Genomic DNA, 17269 nt, shown 5'->3' with positions numbered 1-17269 from the left:
GTCAGGGATCCATTCGCCGCTGCCGCCGCAGCCGTTCGTTGTGCCACGCGACGGCACGCCGGATCTCTGGCTCCTGCAACCCGGTGCGGCACGCGAGCTCCAGCAGGGACAGCACGGGCGGGCCGGTGGTCAGGGACCGGGTGATCTTGGCCGCCCAGAGCTCTTCCACCACGAAGGGGCGATGCAGATACGTCTCCCGAACCGCCTGGAAATGAGCCTCGCTGCACGCGGTGACGAGACGAAGACCGTCGAACCAGTCGTCACCCGGCTGCGCGGAGGAGGAGTCCGGAACGTAGCCCCGCACCGCGTCGCCGCCCGGGAAGGTCGCGGCGCACAGATCGCACAACTCCACAGGAAACGCCTCGGCGGGCGGTGCGCCCTTCTTCCGCTTTCTCATCGCGGCCTCCCAGGAAGGAGAACGACCCGGTGCGCACCGCCCGCCGTGGGGCCGCCGACTCCACGGATCGGTCGAGCTTACGAGTTGCCCGGCGCGCCGACGGTGAAACGGACCGGCCCACCCTCGGTGGGCGCTGATGGGCCGCACGGTCCGGCGTGAGAGGTCGCCTCGAGAATTCCCCATTTGCCTCATTTGATATGTCCAGGAGGAAGTCCATGGCCGAGGCCAACCCCGTCAAGCGTGCGGCGCGGAAGCTCACGGGCAGCGTGCACGGCAGCGACGGCGCTGGGCCGGAGGAGGGTATTCCGGGGAAGCCCGGCCCCGAATCGCCGCCGTTCGAGGAGCCGACGGAGCCCCGTGACCCCCTTCCGCCGAAGCCGGACCAGAGCGGTCCCGACACCATGTCTCCGACCGGCCGGCCCACGGGTGCCGACCAGGCGGCGATGGCCCAAGGCGGCAGCTATCTGACGACCGCGCAGGGCGCCCGGCTGTACGACACCGACCACTCGCTGAAGGCCGGACCCCGTGGTCCCGTGCTGCTTCAGGACCACCACCTGCGTGAGAAGGTCATGCACTTCGACCACGAGCGCATCCCCGAGCGGGTGGTGCACGCCCGTGGCGCGGCAGCGCACGGTGTCTTCCAGAGCTACGGCACGGCGGCCTCCGTGACCAAGGCCGCGTTCCTGGCCAAAGACGTCGAGACCCCGGTGTTCGTCCGGTTCTCCACGGTGCTGGGATCCCGCGGATCGTCCGACACCGTCCGCGACACCCGGGGATTCGCCACCAAGTTCTACACCGGCGAAGGCGTCTTCGACCTGGTCGGCAACAACATCCCGGTGTTCTTCATCCAGGACGCGATCAAGTTCCCGGACGTCATCCACGCCGGCAAGCCGCACCCCGATCGGGAGATCCCCCAGGCGCAGAGTGCTCACGACACGTTCTGGGACTTCGTCACCCTGCACACCGAGGCCACCCACCACACGCTCTGGAACATGTCCGACCGCGGCATCCCGCGCTCGTTCCGCATGATGGAGGGCTTCGGCGTTCACACCTTCCGCCTGGTGGACGCGAAGGGCGGGACGACACTGGTGAAGTTCCACTGGAAGCCGAAGCTCGGCGTGCACTCCCTGGTCTGGGAGGAGGCGCAGATCATCAACGGCGTCGACCCCGACTTCCACCGCAGGGACCTCGCCGATGCCATCGAGGCGGGCGCCTACCCCCAGTGGGAGCTCGGTATCCAGACCTTCCCCGACACCCCGGAGCAGACCTTCGAGGGCATCGACCTGCTGGACCCGACGAACATCGTCCCGGAGGAACTCGCCCCCGTGCAGCCCGTCGGGCTGCTCACCCTGAATCGCAATCCGTCGAACTTCTTCGCCGAGACGGAGCAGGTCGCCTTCCACGTGGGCCACCTCGTTCCCGGCATCGACATCACCGACGACCCGCTGCTCGCGGGGCGGCTCTTCTCCTATCTGGACACTCAGATCACGCGCCTGGGCGGTCCCAACTTCCCGCAGCTGCCCATCAACCGCCCGCACGCCCCCGTGAACGACATGCTGCGCGACGGCATGCACCAGACGGCCGTCCACCGCGGCGTCGCGCCGTACCGGCCCAACTCCCTGGACGCCGGTTGTCCGTTCGCCGCGGGAGCGGACAACGGCGCCTACGTCGAGGCGCCGGTGCGTGTTCCGGAAGCCACGAAGGGCCGTCAGGCCCCGGAGTCGTTCGCGGACCACTTCAGTCAGCCCCGCCGGTTCTGGCTCAGCATGAGCCCGGTGGAACGCGAGCACATCATCGGCGCCTACACCTTCGAGTTGGGCAAATGCTACGAACAGACCGTCAAGGAACGCGCGTTGCAGGTCCTGGCCAATATCGATCCCGAACTGTGCGCGCAGGTCGCCACCGGCCTCGGGCTCCCGGAGCCCAAGCCCACCGTGCCCCTCGCCGAGGTCGAGCCCAGCCCGGCACTGTCCCAGGTCGGCCACACCTGGCCCACGAGCGGACGCATCATCGGCATCGTGACCGGCGCGGACGGCGACCTCGACGGTGTCCGCGGCGTGCGCGACGCGGTGCTCGCAGCGGGCATGGTTCCCCTGGTGGTGGCACCCACCGGCGGCAAGCTCGAGGCCGGCGACGGCGCGTTGACGGTGCAGCGCACCTACGTCACCGCGCGCTCCGTCGAGTTCGACGCCGTCCTCCTGGCCGGAACACCCGGCGTGGGCAGCGACGCCTATGGTGCGCGCGACGCCAAGGGCGCCCCCGCTGCCACCCGGCAGGCGACATGCGATCCGCGGGTCGGCCTGCTGCTGTCCGAAGCCTTCCGCCACGGCAAGGCCATCGGCGCCTGGGCGGGCGGCGAGGCGGCTCTGGAGGCGGCCGGTGTACCCACGGACGCGCCGGGAGTGGTGATCGGCGACAGCGGCACCGCCACTCTGCAGCAGCTCACCGGCCTCCTGGGCGCCCACCGCGTCTGGGAGCGCTTCGTCTCAGAAGGCTGAGGGCTGCCGCAGACACCGGCCCCGGCGCCCTCCGTGGCTGCCGTGTCCGTGACCGGCGGAACTCCGCCGGTCACGGACACGACGGCGGTGGGCACGCCCGGTTGGGCCGGAGGTGCCTGCGCGCCCGGCAGTACGCGAGTCCCGGGCCCAGGGGCGGCCCGCACGCGGTGCCAGTCAGGAGGCCTTCCCTCGCAGGGTCGTCTGCGGCGTGCGGCCGTAGGCCCGGCGGTAGAGAGCGGAGAAGCGTCCCGGGTGGTGGAAGCCCCAGCGCGCCGCGATCCCGGTGACCGTGGCGCCGCTGTCGGCGGCGGCCGAGCGGAGGTCCCGGTGGGCGTGGGCGAGGCGGACCTGGCGCAGATAGCCGAGGGGGGTGGTGTCCAGATGCCGCCGGAAGGCGTACTGCAGCGTGCGGATGGTGACGTGGGCGGCCGCGGCGATGTCGGCGACCGTGATGTCCTGGTCGGCGTGGTCGTCGATGTAGGCGACGGCGCGCCCCAGGGCCGGGGGACGGGCGTCGGCGCGGTCGGCGGCGGTGGGATCGGTCAGCGCGTTCGAGGGGAAGGCCGCGAGGACGCTGGCGGCCAGGTGCTGGGTGGCGGTGGAGACGACCAGGGGCTGCCCGGCGAGGGCCGGTTCCGAGAGGATGGTCCGCAGGTGGGCGATGGTGCTCTTCAGGTGCTCGGCGGCGGCGGGGGAGTGGGGCCGGTGGCCGGTCAGGCGCACCGGCTCCGGACGTGAGCGCGGGGCGAGGTCGGCGACGTCGGTGAGCAGGCCGGGGTCGAGCATGGTGATGTTGTAGCGGGCCTGGCGGATACGTCCGCTGTAGGGGAGCTCCGGCGGGGCGAAACACACGAGGTCACCCGGGCCGAAGTCGTCCCGGACCCCGTGGAAGGTGTGCTCCTCGATGGTGCCGGTGTGCACGACGCAGAGGCAGAGCCTTCCGAGCGGGGTGACCGAGTAGTCCATGTCGAAACGCAGGTCCAGCTCGTCGGTGCTCACTCGGTCCGTGGCGTGACGGACCAGCCGCGTACGGCTGCCGTCGCCGCTGCCGCCGATGCGCATCCTCGCGTATGCCTGGCTGAGGAACGCCTCGGTCTCTCCCAGGTCGTCACTTTCGCAGGCCAGCGTGTCCATGGCCGGTGTCTGCCCTCTCTTCGCGGGCCCATGTCCTCGGGGCAGGCGGCCGGCCGGAAACGAGCTCACGCAAGGGTGCGACGCACGGCTTTTCGAGGCACCGGCGGAAGGCGGGCGCGGCAGCGGCAGGCCACTCGGCGCGGCCGGCGGGCCTTGCTTTCGTTCCCTGTCCTGCGCGGCATGAGCTTTTCGTTTGCCGTATCGCGACGCGGGCCCGTCGAGTGCAGAGTGGGCCGGGAAGAGATCGTCACGTTCCGTGTCGACGGCCGGTTTCGCGCGTCCCCGCCCGCCCGGAAGGTGTTTCCATGGCGTTCTTCGTCCTCTCCGGGCGTCACCCCCTGGAGCTGCTGCCGTGACGGACCTCGCCCGGGACGTCCGGCGGCTCCGTGCGGAGAACGAGCAGCTTCTGCGCGCCCTCAAGGCGGATGCCACCCACCATCAGGCCGTCGGCGTCCTCGCCGTGCTGGGCCGGATCGCGCCGGAAGCCGCGTGGCGGGTCCTGCGGGACGTGGCGCAGCGCACCGGCACCGACCTGGACGACCTTGCCGAGGGCGTGCTGACGTTCGCCCAGGGCGGCGACCTTCCCAACCCGCAATTGGGCGAACTGCGACGGGCACTCGACCGAGACGCGATCGATTCCGGGGCGGAGACCTCAGTCAGGGCCTGATCCCACGGCGACCCGAACGGCCGGCCGCTCGAACACGGGCGGGAGCGGCGGCCCGCAAACGTCTCGCGTGCGCAGCTCACCCGAGCGGGCGTACGGCGCCACTCCTTCGGTCCGGTCCGGCGGGCCGGGTGGCGGCGACCACTGAAGGCTCGCTGCGGAAGAACCCCTCGGAAGGAGGAGCCCATGAGCGCCACCCGACGCTCTCGCCGCCTGCGCAAGCCCCTGTCCGGCCTGACGGCGCTGGCCACCACCGCAGCCCTCGCCGTCGCAGTCCCGGCCCTGGCCACCCCTGCCGCCGCCACCACCCAGGCGACCTGCGGCGACCCGCAGCAGAGCCTGGAGCCGACCGCACAGGAGTTCCTCGACAAGCTCGCCGCGGCGGGCGGCCCGCCGATCCAGGACCTCACGCCCGAGGCCGCCCGCAAGGTACTTCTCGACCTGCAGGCCGCGTACCCGGTGGACAAGCTCCCGGCCGACATCACGACGCGCACCATCCCCGGCGGACCCACCGGCTCGGTCTCGATCCGCATCGTGCGGCCGCACGGCGTGTCCGGCTCGCTGCCCGCGGTGATGTACTTCCACGGCGGTGGATGGGTGCTCGGCGACGCCTCGACGCACGACCGGCTCGTACGTCAGATCGCCAACGGCGCCAAGGCAGCCGTGGTGTTCGTCGACTACACCCGGTCACCCGAGGCCAGGTACTCGGCCGCCAACGAGCAGGCGTACGCCGCCACCCAGTGGGTGGCCCAGCACGGGAAGGAGATCGGCGTCGACGGGTCGCGGCTCGCCGTGGCCGGTGACAGCGTCGGCGGCAACATGACCGCCGCCGTCACCCTGATGGCCAAGCAGCGCGGCGGCCCCAGGCTGGCGCAGCAGGTGCTGTTCTACCCGGTCACCGACGCCTCGTTCAACACCTCCTCCTACCAGCGCTTCGGCACGGGCTGCTGGCTCACCGCCGCCGGCATGAAGTGGTTCTGGAACCAGTACGCCCCCGACACCGCCGTCCGCACCCAGCCCACCGCCTCTCCGCTGCGCGCCACCGCCTCCGAGCTCAGCGGCCTGCCGAAGGCACTGGTGATCACCGACAGCGATGTGCTGTACGACGAGGGGCGCGACTACGCCGCGAAGCTGCGCTCGGCGGGCGTTCCCGTCACCCACGTCCACTACGAGCACATGATCCACGACTTCGTGATGCTCAACGGGCTCGCCGGAAGCGACGCTGCCAAGTCCGCGGTCGCCCAGGCCACGAACGCCCTGCGCAACGCCCTGTACGGCTGACACGCGCCCGCGCCGCCGGCGTTTGGTCACGCCGGCGGCCCCGTTCGGTCGCACCGCACGCCCCTCATCGGCTCGGGCACCGCTTCCTGATGTGGGCCTCGTGGAGGTGGCGGCCCAGCAGGGCGCCTCCGAAGACGACGAAGCCGACTCCGATGAGCCAGGACTGGACGACGAGGACGGTGCCCACGGCGCCGTAGGTGACGGCGTTGTTCACGATCAGCGGGGAGAACACCTGGTAGGAGAACCAGCGCAGGCCGACGAGCCCCAGCATGGTGGCCGCGGCCCCCGGCAGCAGCGCCCGCCAGCTCACCCGGCTGCCCAGCAGGAAGTGCTGGCCCCACCAGAAGAACAGCACGCCGAACACGACGGTCAGGAGGATGCGGACGGCGGACTGGAGGATTCCGCTCCCCAGGATCGCGCCGCTCTGCACCTCGGCGAACAGATAGGCCGTCAGGGCGGTGAGCCACACGGCGCGGCGCCACACGGTGTGCCAGCGGCCCGCGGGCAGGTCCCAGACCCTCTCGTAGCCCGTCTGGACACTCGAGGCGAAGGTGAGTCCGAACAGGGCGAGGGCGACCACGCTGAAGGCGCTGGTGGCGCTGAGCACCGTACGCGGCGCACCGAACAGGTGGTCGACGGCGTTCGCGGGCCGCCCCGTGAGGCTCATGCCGTCGGTGACCCAGGAAGCGAAGCCGCGCTGCTGGAAGGGTGCCGCGGCGGCGACGACGATCAGCAACGGCGCGAGGGTGACCAGGGCCAGAGCGGCGAAGCCCATGGACCGGTGCAGCAGTTCCATCTCGCTGCCGTGCTGCCAGAACCGCCCGGCGGCCGAGTTGTGCCAGCGGGTGTGCCGTCCGCGGTGCTGGGGCCGCTCGTCCGGCGGCGGGCCCGGGGAACCCGTCATGCGTCCCCCGGTTCCCGAGCCGCACTCGGCCGAAACCCCCTGGTCCCGCTGATCACCCGCGGTGCGGGAACGGCCGTACCGTGGCGGGCCGGGATGTGCTGCCGGTGCGCTACACTCGATCTTGTGCACGGCGCTGAACGACGGTGCCGATGCCATGCGTTGGTGGTCCAAGGAAAGACGCCCCGCTTCCTGCGGGGAGATGCAGGTGCAAGGCCTGCCCGGCGCTCCACAGGACCCCGCCTCCGGTATGCCGGAGGCGGGGTCTTCAGCGTGTTCCTGGACGTTCCTGGACCCATGGAGCCCCCGCGTTCGGCGTACTCCGCGGGGCGGTCGGGCGTCACCGGTCGTTCCGGGGCGTGACACGCATGCAGGGGCAGCGCGTTGGGACGGATCTGCACATGCTCGACGGCGTGGACACGATGCCGGGGGAGCGGGTGGAGCCGCCGACGCGCCGTGATGGCCGCCAGCGTGATCCGCATCTCGTGCCAGGCGGAGTGTCGCCGATGCATTTGCGGTTCCCGGCCACGAAGGGGATATAGGCGCCGCGCGGCAGGTCACGTTCCGTCAGATGCGGCCAGCGGCCGGGGTCGAACCGCAGGGGATCGGGAAAGGCGGCCGGGCCGCGGTGCAGTGCGGCCGCGCTGAGGATGAGCTCGGCGCCTTCGGGGAGCGGTACCGAGCGGATGGCCGTCGGCCGTGTGGTGCGCCACATCATGAACCAGTTGGGCTGGTACAGGCGCAGGACTTCGGTCAGGTGCTGGAGAGCCTGCGGACCTGACGGACTGACCCGCATCACGCTGCCGTACATCGGCAAAGTCTTCGAGTTCGCCTATGACGCCGTCCAGCAGTGGCTCACTTCTCGCGCAAACCTCCCGTAAGAGTGGCGGGTGCGCACGGACATGCGCGGTCCGAAACCGCCATGTCGGGCTGCCGAGCACCGTGCGCACCGGCTGAGCGCAAGGTCAGGACGGAGACGGTCGCCGTCTCCCACTGGTGTCCGTGGCGGGCGGCCCGGGAGGCATCCCGCTCGGTCGGCCGGTGGTCTCCGTGGTGTCCGCCGATCGTCACTGACCCCTTCCCGCGACGGGTGCGGCTGCCTGGAGTCCCGTCCCCGGAGCGCCGGAGCCGACCCGGGTGTCCGCGGGCGGACGGTGACCGGACCAGGACTGATGGTCTTGCAGTCCGGACAGGCGGGCCGGCGTCGCCGTGGGCGTGCCGTAGGTCCGGGTGGACCGGCCGCCACCGGCCGTCGCCTCGGCCAGGGCCAGGGCGAGCTGTTCGAGGCGGTTCTCCAGTGTCCGCAGTACTTCCTCGTCCCGCTGGCGCAGTGATCCGAGCAGGTTCATGGCGCTCTCGTCGTCGGCGAGCGCCGCGACGCTCTCACCGGCGCGGCAGGCCGCCAGGGCCTGGGCGGCGGCGGCGTACTCGCACTCCGTGATCCTCAGCATCTGGCGGTCGGTGGCCGGGCGTCCGCCGAGCAGGACACCGTCCGCGATCACCGCGCCGGCCTCCAGAGGGATGCGCGCCGCGCGGACGGCGACCGACGCGAGCGTCCGGACGAGGGCGGTGGCGTCGGTCAGCAGCCGCCGGGGCCGCAGGGCGCGGACATGGTCGTCGATGCGGTCGATGTGCGCCCGTACGTCGGCGAGGAGGTGTTCGAGTGTGTGGCGGTGCGGATGTGCGGGGGTGACAGCCAAATCCGCTCGCAGCATGTGGATGAGCGCGGCGTGGGTCTTCCGGGCGTCTTGTAGCACCGGAATGAGCGCGTCCGTCGTCACTGCCATTGCGCATGCTCCCTTGTGTGGGGTCGTGGGACGGCGGGAGGGGCGGACCTGCCTGTGGAGCGGATGTCCGGCGTGGGCCGGCCCTGGGATCAGCGTGTGCGAACGGGCCGAAGATCGCGCGGTGGCCTGGTCCATCCCGGGTGCGGCCGACGGTGGCTCCTTGCGGTGACAGCCGCACGGGGGCACATCTGACGACACGCCACCTGGCTAGCCCGTCCGGGTGGCGGTTACGCCATGCGGCGCATACCCGTCGAGGCTCGCTCGGGGATTCGGCGGGCGCCGGGCGTTGAGCCGCGGTGTCCCCGAGCGGCGGATCGATGCGCCCGTGCCGGGCCCCGGCCGGGGCGCGGTTGTCCCCGATCCGTCGCCGGCCGATGACCGGCCGGGGTGATGTGCCGCTCCCCGAGGCGTTGTCAGTGGTCGCCACTATGTTCAGCCGTGTCCCGCCGATCCGGCGTGGAAGTCCCCTGGGCGCAAAGGAGATGGTGCGTTGTCGCATTGGGAGAAGTCGAGCACGGCACGCGTGACACCGCCCGCTCGGCCGCGCAAGCTGGCCAAGGTTCCGTTCGTCGAACTGGCCGACGGACGTCTGCAGGGTGTGGTGTCCAGCGGCTCGGACATCGAGCGGGTGTACGTCTCGTCGGTCGCGGCCGGGACCTACGCGTTCGCCTGCAGTACCAACAACAACCGTCCCTGCGGTGGCGCACGGGGCTCTTTCTGCAATCACATCCGGGCCATGATCAACGAGGCCGTGCTGCAGTACGGCGCCGAGCGCGTCGCCCGTTATCTGCGTGTGGAGATCTCGGACGAGGGTCCCAGCGCGGACACCGTCGTCTCGGCCATGACCGGCGCCCGGCCCCCGCAGGCGGACACCAAGGCCGCCGCCGCCGTCTTCAGCCGGTTCCTGCGCCACCTGGCCTATCTGCAACTGGCCCCGACCACCGCCCCTTTGCCCGAGATGCAGTGGTTCCCGCCGACGAGGGCGGCGGCGACGGGGGTGCCCCCGCGCGAGCCCGGTTCGGGCGAGGCGGAGCGCACCGGCCCGCTCGCCGAGCCCGTTGCGGGACTGGACGATGCCCTGACGGCCGTCGACGCCTTCGACCGGGCGCTCGTCGGCGGACTGCTCCGTCCGCGACCCGACCAGGCCGTGGCTCTCGGTGAACTCGCCGACGCCGTCGCGGGGACGCCGCTGGCCTCCAGGGTCGCCGAGGCCGCCGGGAAGGCCGCCGCCGGAGCGGCCGGCGAGGACGACTTGGTCGCCCTGGCCGCCGCCCGCACCGCGCTGCTGGGCGCCGTGCACGATGCGCTCATGGCGCGTGTCGCGGAGACGACCGGCCGGGGGCACGGCGAGGCGGAGGCGGTCCCGGAGCCCGGTGCGCAAGCGACGGCGAACCTGCCGGCCGCCGCCCGCGCCTGGCTGTGCGATCTGGCGCGCGCCGGATGGCAGGGCATCGACCACGAGACGGTCTCCGGGGCGGCACAGGTCGTCTCCGCGATGCTCCCGGACCCCGCCCTGCGCCGCCTGGGCACCCTTCTCGACGGCTTCGCCGCCGAACTCGCCGCCTCCTGCCCCGGCGCGTCACTCGAACGGATCCCGGTACGCCGCTGGGGCGACCTGTGGTCACGGGCGATGCTCCTGACGCTGCCGCACGCCGCCGGCACCCCCGCGGCCGGTACGGTCACCGGCCGACTGCTGCCCCTCGGCGTGGATGTGCAGGAACACGCGACCGCGGCCCAGGCGCAGGTCCACGCGGTACTGGAACCCGCCGACGGCAGCGCGCCACGGCTGGTGCGGGCCAGTATCTCGGTGCCCAAGCCGGACACGGTTCTCGGAGCCGGTGTCTGGCAGCTGATGCGGCCGCACATGTCGCTGCTGGCCGCGGCCGGCGAGGGCCGCTCCATGGATCTCGTGGACATGCCGATCACCGCCGAAGGCGATCTGATCTGGAGCGAGGAGCACGGACGTCCGGGTGAGCCCGCCGACGCCTTCGCCACCGCCCGCGTCGCCCTGCCCGCGGCGACGGCCGCGCCGGCCGCGCCACTGGACCGGCACCCGGCCCGTATCGCCGTACCCGTGCTGCTGGAGGGATACGCCGTCCAGCGGGACGAGGACGCGCTGACGTTCACGGTCGCCGGTCACCGGCTCGCCGTCGACGCCGACCGGGCGCCGGGTGCCGGACCGCTCGGGGCCGAGGAAGTGGCGGCGTCGAGGGCCTGCATCGGCCTGCTGCGCTGGGACGCCGGTGCGTTCAGCGTGCAGCCGCTCGCCGTGGAGACGACCGTGCGGAAGAAGGCGGTGGCGGTGCACGCCGGGGCATGGGCCGGCGGCACGGCCGACAAGGCCGGGATCAAGGCCGAGAAGGCCGCCACCGATGCCGTCGCCGCGCTGCGGGAGCGCGCCGGGAGGCTGCTGCGGAAATGACCGGGCAAACGACCGAGCAAGCCACAGGGCGGCCGACCGAGCAAGCCACAGGGTGGCCGACCGAGCAAGTCACAGGGCGGACGACCGGACATACGGTTCCGGCGGACCACGGGTCGGCAGCCCACGACAACCGTCGCCAGGTTCTGTACTGGCGGCTTCTCGCCCGCCTCTTCGACCACGAGGAGCAGGCGACGCTCGAGTCGGCGAGCCTCGCCGTCGTCGAGGACATAGGCCTGCCGCCCGCGCTGCTGGACCCGGCGACGTCAGTCGACTCGATCGTGCAGCGCCATCCGGAGCTGACCGAGGAGTTCGAGGGCCTCATGGTGCCGGAGCCCGACGACGACGGCGCACGTGACCACGCGGCAGAGGTGCGGCGTGCGGCACTGGTGTCCAAGGTGCTGCTCAACGTCTTCGCCGCCGGCTCCGGTACGGTCACCGCCGCACAGCTGTCCCGCTGGCAGTCCGACGCGGGCTGGCTGGAGCGGGCGTTCGGCTGCAAGCCGGGCGACCTGCGCGGCGGCCGCGGCGCTGGGGGCGGCGCCGCGGGCCCGGGCGTCACCCCGACCGGCTCCGGCGGCCGCGGTACGACGCCCGATCTCAGCCGGCTGATCCCGGCGATCGGCCCGGAACTCGGCTCCATCGAGGCGGACCTCGTCAAGAGGATGCACCTGCGCGAGGTTCTCGCGGACCCGCAGCTCGCCTCCCGGCTGACGCCGAGCATGTCGCTGATCGAGCAGCTGCTGCGGGACAAGAACAACCTCTCCGGTGTCGCCCTGGCCAACGCCAAGGCCCTGATCCGCCGCTTCGTCGACGAGGTCGCCGAGGTGCTGCGTACGCAGGTGGAAAAGGCCACGGTCGGCGCCCTGGACCGTTCGGTGCCGCCCAAGCGCGTCTTCCGCAACCTGGACCTGGACCGCACGATCTGGAAGAACCTCACCAACTGGAGCCCGGAGGAGGAGCGGCTCTACGTCGACCGCCTCTACTACCGCCACACCGCCCGCAAGACGACGCCCCAGCGGCTGATCGTGGTCGTGGACCAGTCGGGCTCGATGGTCGACTCGATGGTCAACTGCACCATCCTGGCGTCGATCTTCGCCGGGCTGCCCAAGGTGGACGTACACCTCATCGCCTACGACACACAGGCGCTCGACCTCACGCCGTGGGTGCACGACCCCTTCGAGACCCTGCTGCGGACCAACCTGGGCGGCGGCACCGACGGCACGGTCGCCATGGCGCTGGCCCAGCCGAAGGTCGCCGAACCCCGCAACACCGTGGTCGTCTGGATCTCCGACTTCTACGAATGGCGCACCGAGCAACTGTTCGAGAGCATGTCCGCCCTGCACCGCTCGGGGGTCAAGTTCATACCCGTCGGCTCGGTGACCAGTTCCGGCCGCGGCAGCGTCAACCCATGGTTCCGGGAGCGCTTCAAGGATCTGGGCACGCCGGTGATCTCCGGTCACATCCGCAAGCTCGTCCAGGAACTCAAGACGTTTCTCGCCTAGTCCTTCCGGTTCTCCACTCGGTCTTCGTTCGTCATTCGCTCAGTCATCCACTGTGAAAGGCCCTGTCATGTCCGACCTGTTGCGCGCCCCTGCCGAGATCAAGTACGCCGAGGAGCTCGACTGGCTGGAGTCGATCGACGACGGCCCCAAGCCCTTCGCCTGGCGCCTGTCCCCGAAGATGGTCCGGCTGTTCATCCTGGGCTCCGAGCGCTCCGACGGTCTCGACCGGGACATACCGCAGAAGTGGTTCGGCGACCGCAGCTTCGTCGAGCGCTCCATCGTCACGCTGGCCTCCGACCGCGGTCTGCTGCTCATCGGCGACCCCGGCACCGGCAAGAGCTGGCTGGCGGAACTGCTGTCCGCCGCGATCTGCCGTAATTCCACCCTGGTGGTGCAGGGCACGGCCGGCACCACGGAGGACCACATCAAGTACTCCTGGAACGTGTCGATGGTGATCGCCAAGGGCCAGTCGCGCGAGTCGATGATCCCCTCGCCGATCATGACCGCGATGGAGTCCGGTGCGATCGGCCGCTTCGAGGAACTCACCCGCTCCACCAGCGACGTCCAGGACGCCCTGATCTCGATCCTGTCGGAGAAGTACATCTCGGTCCCCGAGCTGGACAGCGACAACATCGTCTTCGCCAAGCCCGGCTTCTCCGTCATCGCCACCGCCAACAGCCGTGACCGGGGCGTCAACGACCTGTCCTCGGCCCTCAAGCGCCGCTTCAACTTCGTACGCATCCCGGTGGTGACGAACAAGAAGAGCGAGGCGGAGATCGTCCGTTTCCGCACCGAGGAACTGCTGCGCCGCCACCGCATCGAGCTGGACGTGCCGCCGACGCTGCTCGACGTGCTGCTGCAGAGCTTCGCCGACCTGCGCGCCTCGGCCGCCGCGGCGGCCGGCGACGACGAGAGGCTGGAATCCGCGCTGTCCACCGCCGAGCAGATCGGTGTGCTGGAGGATGCCATTCTGCACAGCAACTTCTTCGGCGAGCGCACGCTGACCGCCCGCACACTGGCCTCCTCGCTCGTGGGATCGCTGGCCCGCCGCGAGCCGGAGGACCTGGCCATCCTCAACAAGTACCTGCACGGGGTCGTCGAACCGCGCAGCAAGGAAGAAGGCGGATCCTGGCCGGAGTTCCTCGAGGGCGGCCGCGACACGATCGCCACCCTGTCATGAGCGGCAAGGGAGAGGGGACGTTCGACGCGCTGCGCTCACAACTGCAGCAGGCGGCAGCGGCGTTCGCCGACGGGCCGGACGCCCTGGAGGGCATCCTGCTCGGCATCGTCGACGACGTCGACCGAGCGGTGCGGGAACCACTGGAGATCTTCCCGGTCTGCCACCACTCGCCCGCCTCGGCGACCGCGATGGCGCGCCGGCTGCGGGAGAAGCAGCCGAAGGTGGTGTACCTGGAGCTGTGCGAGGACATGGCACCGCTGCTGACCGAACTGCGCAACTGCAGACTCCCGGTCGCGGTGCAGGCGTTCGCGACCGAGGTCGACGGCTTCCCGGCCGACTGGGCGCCCTTGTCGGTGGTCGCGCCGATCACCGAGGCTTCGGCGGAGTACCAGGCGATCGCCTACGCGCTGGACACACCGGGTGTCGAGCTGGTGCTCGTCGACCGCTCCTCGGACCATGTGTTCCAGTGGGAGCCGCGCGACACGGCCTCCGCCGAGCCGGCCGATCCGGACGCGCCCCCGGCCGAGGAGGAGGCCGCGCTGCACGGCGACGCGGTCGGCGTGGAGATCGGCGATCTCAGGCCGCGCTTCGCCGAGCTGGAGGAGCATCTGCTGCGCCACGGCCGGGTGCGGCACTGGTCGGAATGGTGGCACCAGTACGTCGAGCTGCCGCTCGGCGACTGCGACCACGACACCTACCGGCAGGTCATGCTTCTGATCGGCAGTCTGTTCCGGCGCCTCGCCCCCGGCGATCCGCGACGGGTGCGCGTGGACGAGGACCGCGAGCGCCATATGTGGACCAGGATGCGCGCACACCTCGCCGCGACCGGGACCGATCCCGCGGACTGCCTCTATGTGTGCGGTGCGTTCCACGCGGCCAGCCGGGTCGCGGAGTTCGGCGTCCACGGTGCCGACACCTTCGAGATCAGCCCATCCAGCGCCACCAAGTGGCAGTACGGCCTGATCCCGTCCAGCCACGCGGCGATCGAGGCACAGTTCGGTCTCGCCGCCGGCTCCGTGTCGATCGCCGCCACGGTGTGGGCGAAGAACCTCAGGCGCACGGGGATACGGCCGTACCGCCTGGACGGTCAGGCGGGCGCGAAGAAGACCGCGGCAGCCAGGAAGACCAAAGCGACCGGGAAGAACGCGACAACCGGGACGACGGGCGCGGCGGCCGTACCCGAGCCGGCAGCCTTGTCCACGGACAGACTGTCCGGCTTCCTCCAGCGGCCGCCGGTGCTCGACCGGCTGGACGAGGCGGAACTGCTCGGCTGGTCGGTGGAGATCGTGCGCGCGGCACGCCGCAACGGCTACCTCGCCTCCACCGCCGACGCCATCGCGGTGTTCGAGACGTCGATCCTGCTGGCCGGGATGCGCGACCGGGCCAAGCCCACGCCGTACGACTTCCAGGACGCGGCGGTCACCTGCATCGAGAAGGACTCCGTGCCGGGCCGACGCGATGTGCGCCGCCTGGTGGAGATCATGATGGGCGGCGACCGGATCGGCCAGGTCGGCTACGACGCCCTGCCACCCCTTGCGCGCGACGTGCACGACCGGCTCGCGCCGCTCGGCCTGAAGCTCGGGCAGCGCGGTGTGCAGCGCGCCTTGCTGGACATCGCCTCCCGGCCGGAACTCCAGCAGTGCTCGGATGTGCTGTGGATGCTGCGCCGTCTGATGCCCCAGGGCGCCGCGCGGCCGATCATGGGCGAGCGGCGGCTCGGCGAGCGGTCCATCCAGGAGTCCTGGGATCTCGCGCTCGGCACCCACCAGCGGGCGCTCATCGAACTCGGCTACGAAGGCGTCAGCATCGAGCAGGTCCTGGAGCAGCGCCTGCGGCGCACCGCGTACGGTCCGCACGCCACCGCGGCAACCGTGCTGGAGACGGTGGAGGACGCGACGCTGTATCTGCGCAGCCGCCGCCTCGCCGACGAGCTGGGCACACACGCCCTTGAGGTGCTGTCGAGAGAACGGGGCGTCGACGGCGCGCCGGAGGTGCTGCGCCGGGTACGACGGCTGCTGGCCTACTACCGCACCGGCGAACCGGTGCTCCCGCCGTGGATCGAGTCCTTCGTCAAGGCCGGCTACGCCCACTACTGCACCCTGTTGCCGACGGCGTTCACCGACGAGGAGGCGACGGTCCGTCAGGTCGCGGCGACCATGGGCTTCCTGTTCGGCATGGAGAGCCTCGCGCTGTCGCTGGGCTGCGACCGGACCCAGCTGGAGCTGGCAGTCGCGCAGTCCCACCCGCAGGAGCCGTCGAAGACGGCCCTGTTGTGGGCGGCTCAGGTGCAGCTGGGACATCTCTCCCGCGCGGAACTGCGGGCCCGGTGTGAGGACCTGCTGGACAACCCGTTGGTCGTCCCCGCGTATCCGCGTTATCTCAGTGGATTCCTGCACGCGCTGGAGCCGGTTCCACAGCTGGCCGACTTCGTCGTGGAGGCCGTTTCGAACGCGTTCGCACGGTTGCCGGACCCGGTGCTGCTGCCCTGGCTGCCGACCTTGATCACCACATTGCGGTCCGACGGTGCCGAGCTGGCTCCGCTGCTGATCCGTGAGGCCGGGCGCATCTTCCCCGGCCGGCTGCCGGTGCTGGACGCATGGGTTCCGCCGTGGCGGGACCAGCCGGGCCCCCGAGCCGATCCTTCTGCCGGGCGCGCCGGGGAGAACCGTGGCGTCGCACTGCTCGCCGCCCACCCGGCCACATGCGATGCGGTGGCGGGGATCCTGGGCTGCGACGAGGCCTGGGAGCGGGCGGAACCGGGACCGTCCGGCGTGGCGCTGCTCGGACACCACCCCGACACGGCGGTCGCGCTGGAGGCGTTGCTGGCCGCCTCCTGACGCATGCCGGGCCATGGCCCCGGTGACCGAGGGGGTGTGTCCGGCCGCATGCGGCACGGCGGCTCCCGCAGGAATACCTCGCCTCCAACCGAACGTTTAGTCGGTTGTAGGCGAGGTGTCATGGGTGCCATGGGTATTCCGCACGGGTTTAGCCATCAGGTCCGGCCGGGCGGGCGCGCACAGGCAGCCGGCCGACCGGTCCACCGCCGTGCATGGCTGTTGTGTCACCGGCCCGAGGCCGCGGGGCTGGCCCGTCGGCGTGCCCGGACCTTCCTCGAGCGCCGGCGGATGGACCAGCACACCATCGACGGGGTACTGCTGCTGGTGTCGGAACTGGTCACCAACGCCGTGGAGCACGCCCGGCCGCCGATCGTGCTGCACCTGCACGTCGGACCGCGTGGCATACGGGTCGAGGTCACCGACAGCGGCCCGGCCCGGCGCGAGGCCGCGTGGGCGGCGAGCTGCGGCCCGGAGGAGCGCGGACGAGGCCTGCGCATCATCGACGAGGTCGCCACGGCCCACGGCGAGGGCCGTGCACACCACCGCGCCCTGCACTGGGCGGACCTGACCACCGCCGCCTGACCCGTGCCGCAGTACTGCCGTGCGCTCCGAAGGCGGCACTGCGGCACTGCGGCACGGCAGCACTGTGGCACGGCGGTACTCGCT

General features: G+C 71.4%; 13 protein-coding genes. 8 read left to right on the top strand and 5 right to left on the bottom strand.

From position 1 onward, the window contains the following. Position 1: 1 nt before the first annotated feature. Positions 2–397: a hypothetical protein gene (locus tag LZ604_RS21455; RefSeq protein WP_234517044.1), complete on the bottom strand. Its 396-nt coding sequence runs from the start codon at positions 395–397 to the stop codon at positions 2–4. Between the two features lie 215 nt (positions 398–612). Between LZ604_RS21455 and LZ604_RS21450 the strand changes: the two genes are divergently transcribed. Next, a complete protein-coding gene (locus LZ604_RS21450; protein ID WP_234517043.1) occupies positions 613–2895 on the top strand; it encodes a catalase in 2283 nt (760 codons plus the stop codon). Positions 2896–3069: 174 nt separating this feature from the next. On the opposite strand, the gene LZ604_RS21445 is transcribed toward LZ604_RS21450, so the two are convergent. Beyond that, entirely contained in the window at positions 3070–4029 is a 960-nt protein-coding gene (locus LZ604_RS21445; RefSeq protein ID WP_234517042.1) for a helix-turn-helix transcriptional regulator, read from the bottom strand. A gap of 352 nt (positions 4030–4381) precedes the next feature. Here LZ604_RS21445 and LZ604_RS21440 point away from each other — a divergent pair, with 352 nt between their 5' ends. Continuing rightward, entirely contained in the window at positions 4382–4696 is a 315-nt protein-coding gene (locus LZ604_RS21440; RefSeq protein WP_234517041.1) for an ANTAR domain-containing protein, read from the top strand. A 183-nt stretch (positions 4697–4879) separates the two neighbouring features. Further along, positions 4880–5974 carry an alpha/beta hydrolase gene (locus LZ604_RS21435; protein ID WP_234517040.1) on the top strand — a complete coding sequence of 365 codons (1095 nt, stop codon included), beginning with the start codon at positions 4880–4882 and terminating at the stop codon, positions 5972–5974. Positions 5975–6038: 64 nt separating this feature from the next. On the opposite strand, the gene LZ604_RS21430 is transcribed toward LZ604_RS21435, so the two are convergent. The 3 genes from LZ604_RS21430 to LZ604_RS21420 all read right to left on the bottom strand — a co-directional run bounded on the left by LZ604_RS21430 (position 6039) and on the right by LZ604_RS21420 (position 8662). Beyond that, positions 6039–6878, bottom strand: coding sequence for a YhjD/YihY/BrkB family envelope integrity protein (locus LZ604_RS21430; RefSeq protein ID WP_372482172.1), 840 nt, complete (start codon positions 6876–6878; stop codon positions 6039–6041). Positions 6879–7215: 337 nt separating this feature from the next. Then, positions 7216–7686: a cytochrome P450 gene (locus tag LZ604_RS21425; RefSeq protein WP_234517039.1), complete on the bottom strand. Its 471-nt coding sequence runs from the start codon at positions 7684–7686 to the stop codon at positions 7216–7218. A 256-nt stretch (positions 7687–7942) separates the two neighbouring features. Continuing rightward, positions 7943–8662 carry a hypothetical protein gene (locus tag LZ604_RS21420; protein ID WP_234517038.1) on the bottom strand — a complete coding sequence of 240 codons (720 nt, stop codon included), beginning with the start codon at positions 8660–8662 and terminating at the stop codon, positions 7943–7945. 997 nt (positions 8663–9659) lie between these two features. Here LZ604_RS21420 and LZ604_RS21415 point away from each other — a divergent pair. From LZ604_RS21415 to LZ604_RS35775, 5 genes are all read left to right on the top strand, one after another. Beyond that, positions 9660–11084, top strand: coding sequence for a hypothetical protein (locus LZ604_RS21415; RefSeq protein ID WP_234517084.1), 1425 nt, complete (start codon positions 9660–9662; stop codon positions 11082–11084). Beyond that, the gene (locus LZ604_RS21410) at positions 11081–12586 is read left to right on the top strand and encodes a VWA domain-containing protein (protein WP_234517037.1); all 1506 of its coding nucleotides are present in this window, start codon (positions 11081–11083) and stop codon (positions 12584–12586) included. The genes LZ604_RS21415 and LZ604_RS21410 overlap by 4 nt, the downstream gene beginning before the upstream one ends. Positions 12587–12653: 67 nt before the next feature. Next, the gene (locus LZ604_RS21405) at positions 12654–13766 is read left to right on the top strand and encodes an ATP-binding protein (RefSeq protein ID WP_234517036.1); all 1113 of its coding nucleotides are present in this window, start codon (positions 12654–12656) and stop codon (positions 13764–13766) included. Then, entirely contained in the window at positions 13763–16603 is a 2841-nt protein-coding gene (locus tag LZ604_RS21400) for a DUF5682 family protein (RefSeq protein WP_234517035.1), read from the top strand. The genes LZ604_RS21405 and LZ604_RS21400 overlap by 4 nt, the downstream gene beginning before the upstream one ends. A gap of 3 nt (positions 16604–16606) precedes the next feature. After that, positions 16607–17185, top strand: coding sequence for an ATP-binding protein (locus LZ604_RS35775; protein ID WP_308283615.1), 579 nt, complete (start codon positions 16607–16609; stop codon positions 17183–17185). The last annotated feature ends 84 nt before the right edge of the window (positions 17186–17269 follow it).

Source organism: Streptomyces glomeratus (assembly GCF_021462825.1).
In the GTDB taxonomy this organism is placed as follows: Bacteria; Actinomycetota; Actinomycetes; order Streptomycetales; family Streptomycetaceae; genus Streptomyces; species Streptomyces glomeratus.
Note: the sequence above shows the minus strand (reverse complement) of the source record. Positions and strands in the feature narration are given on the sequence as shown.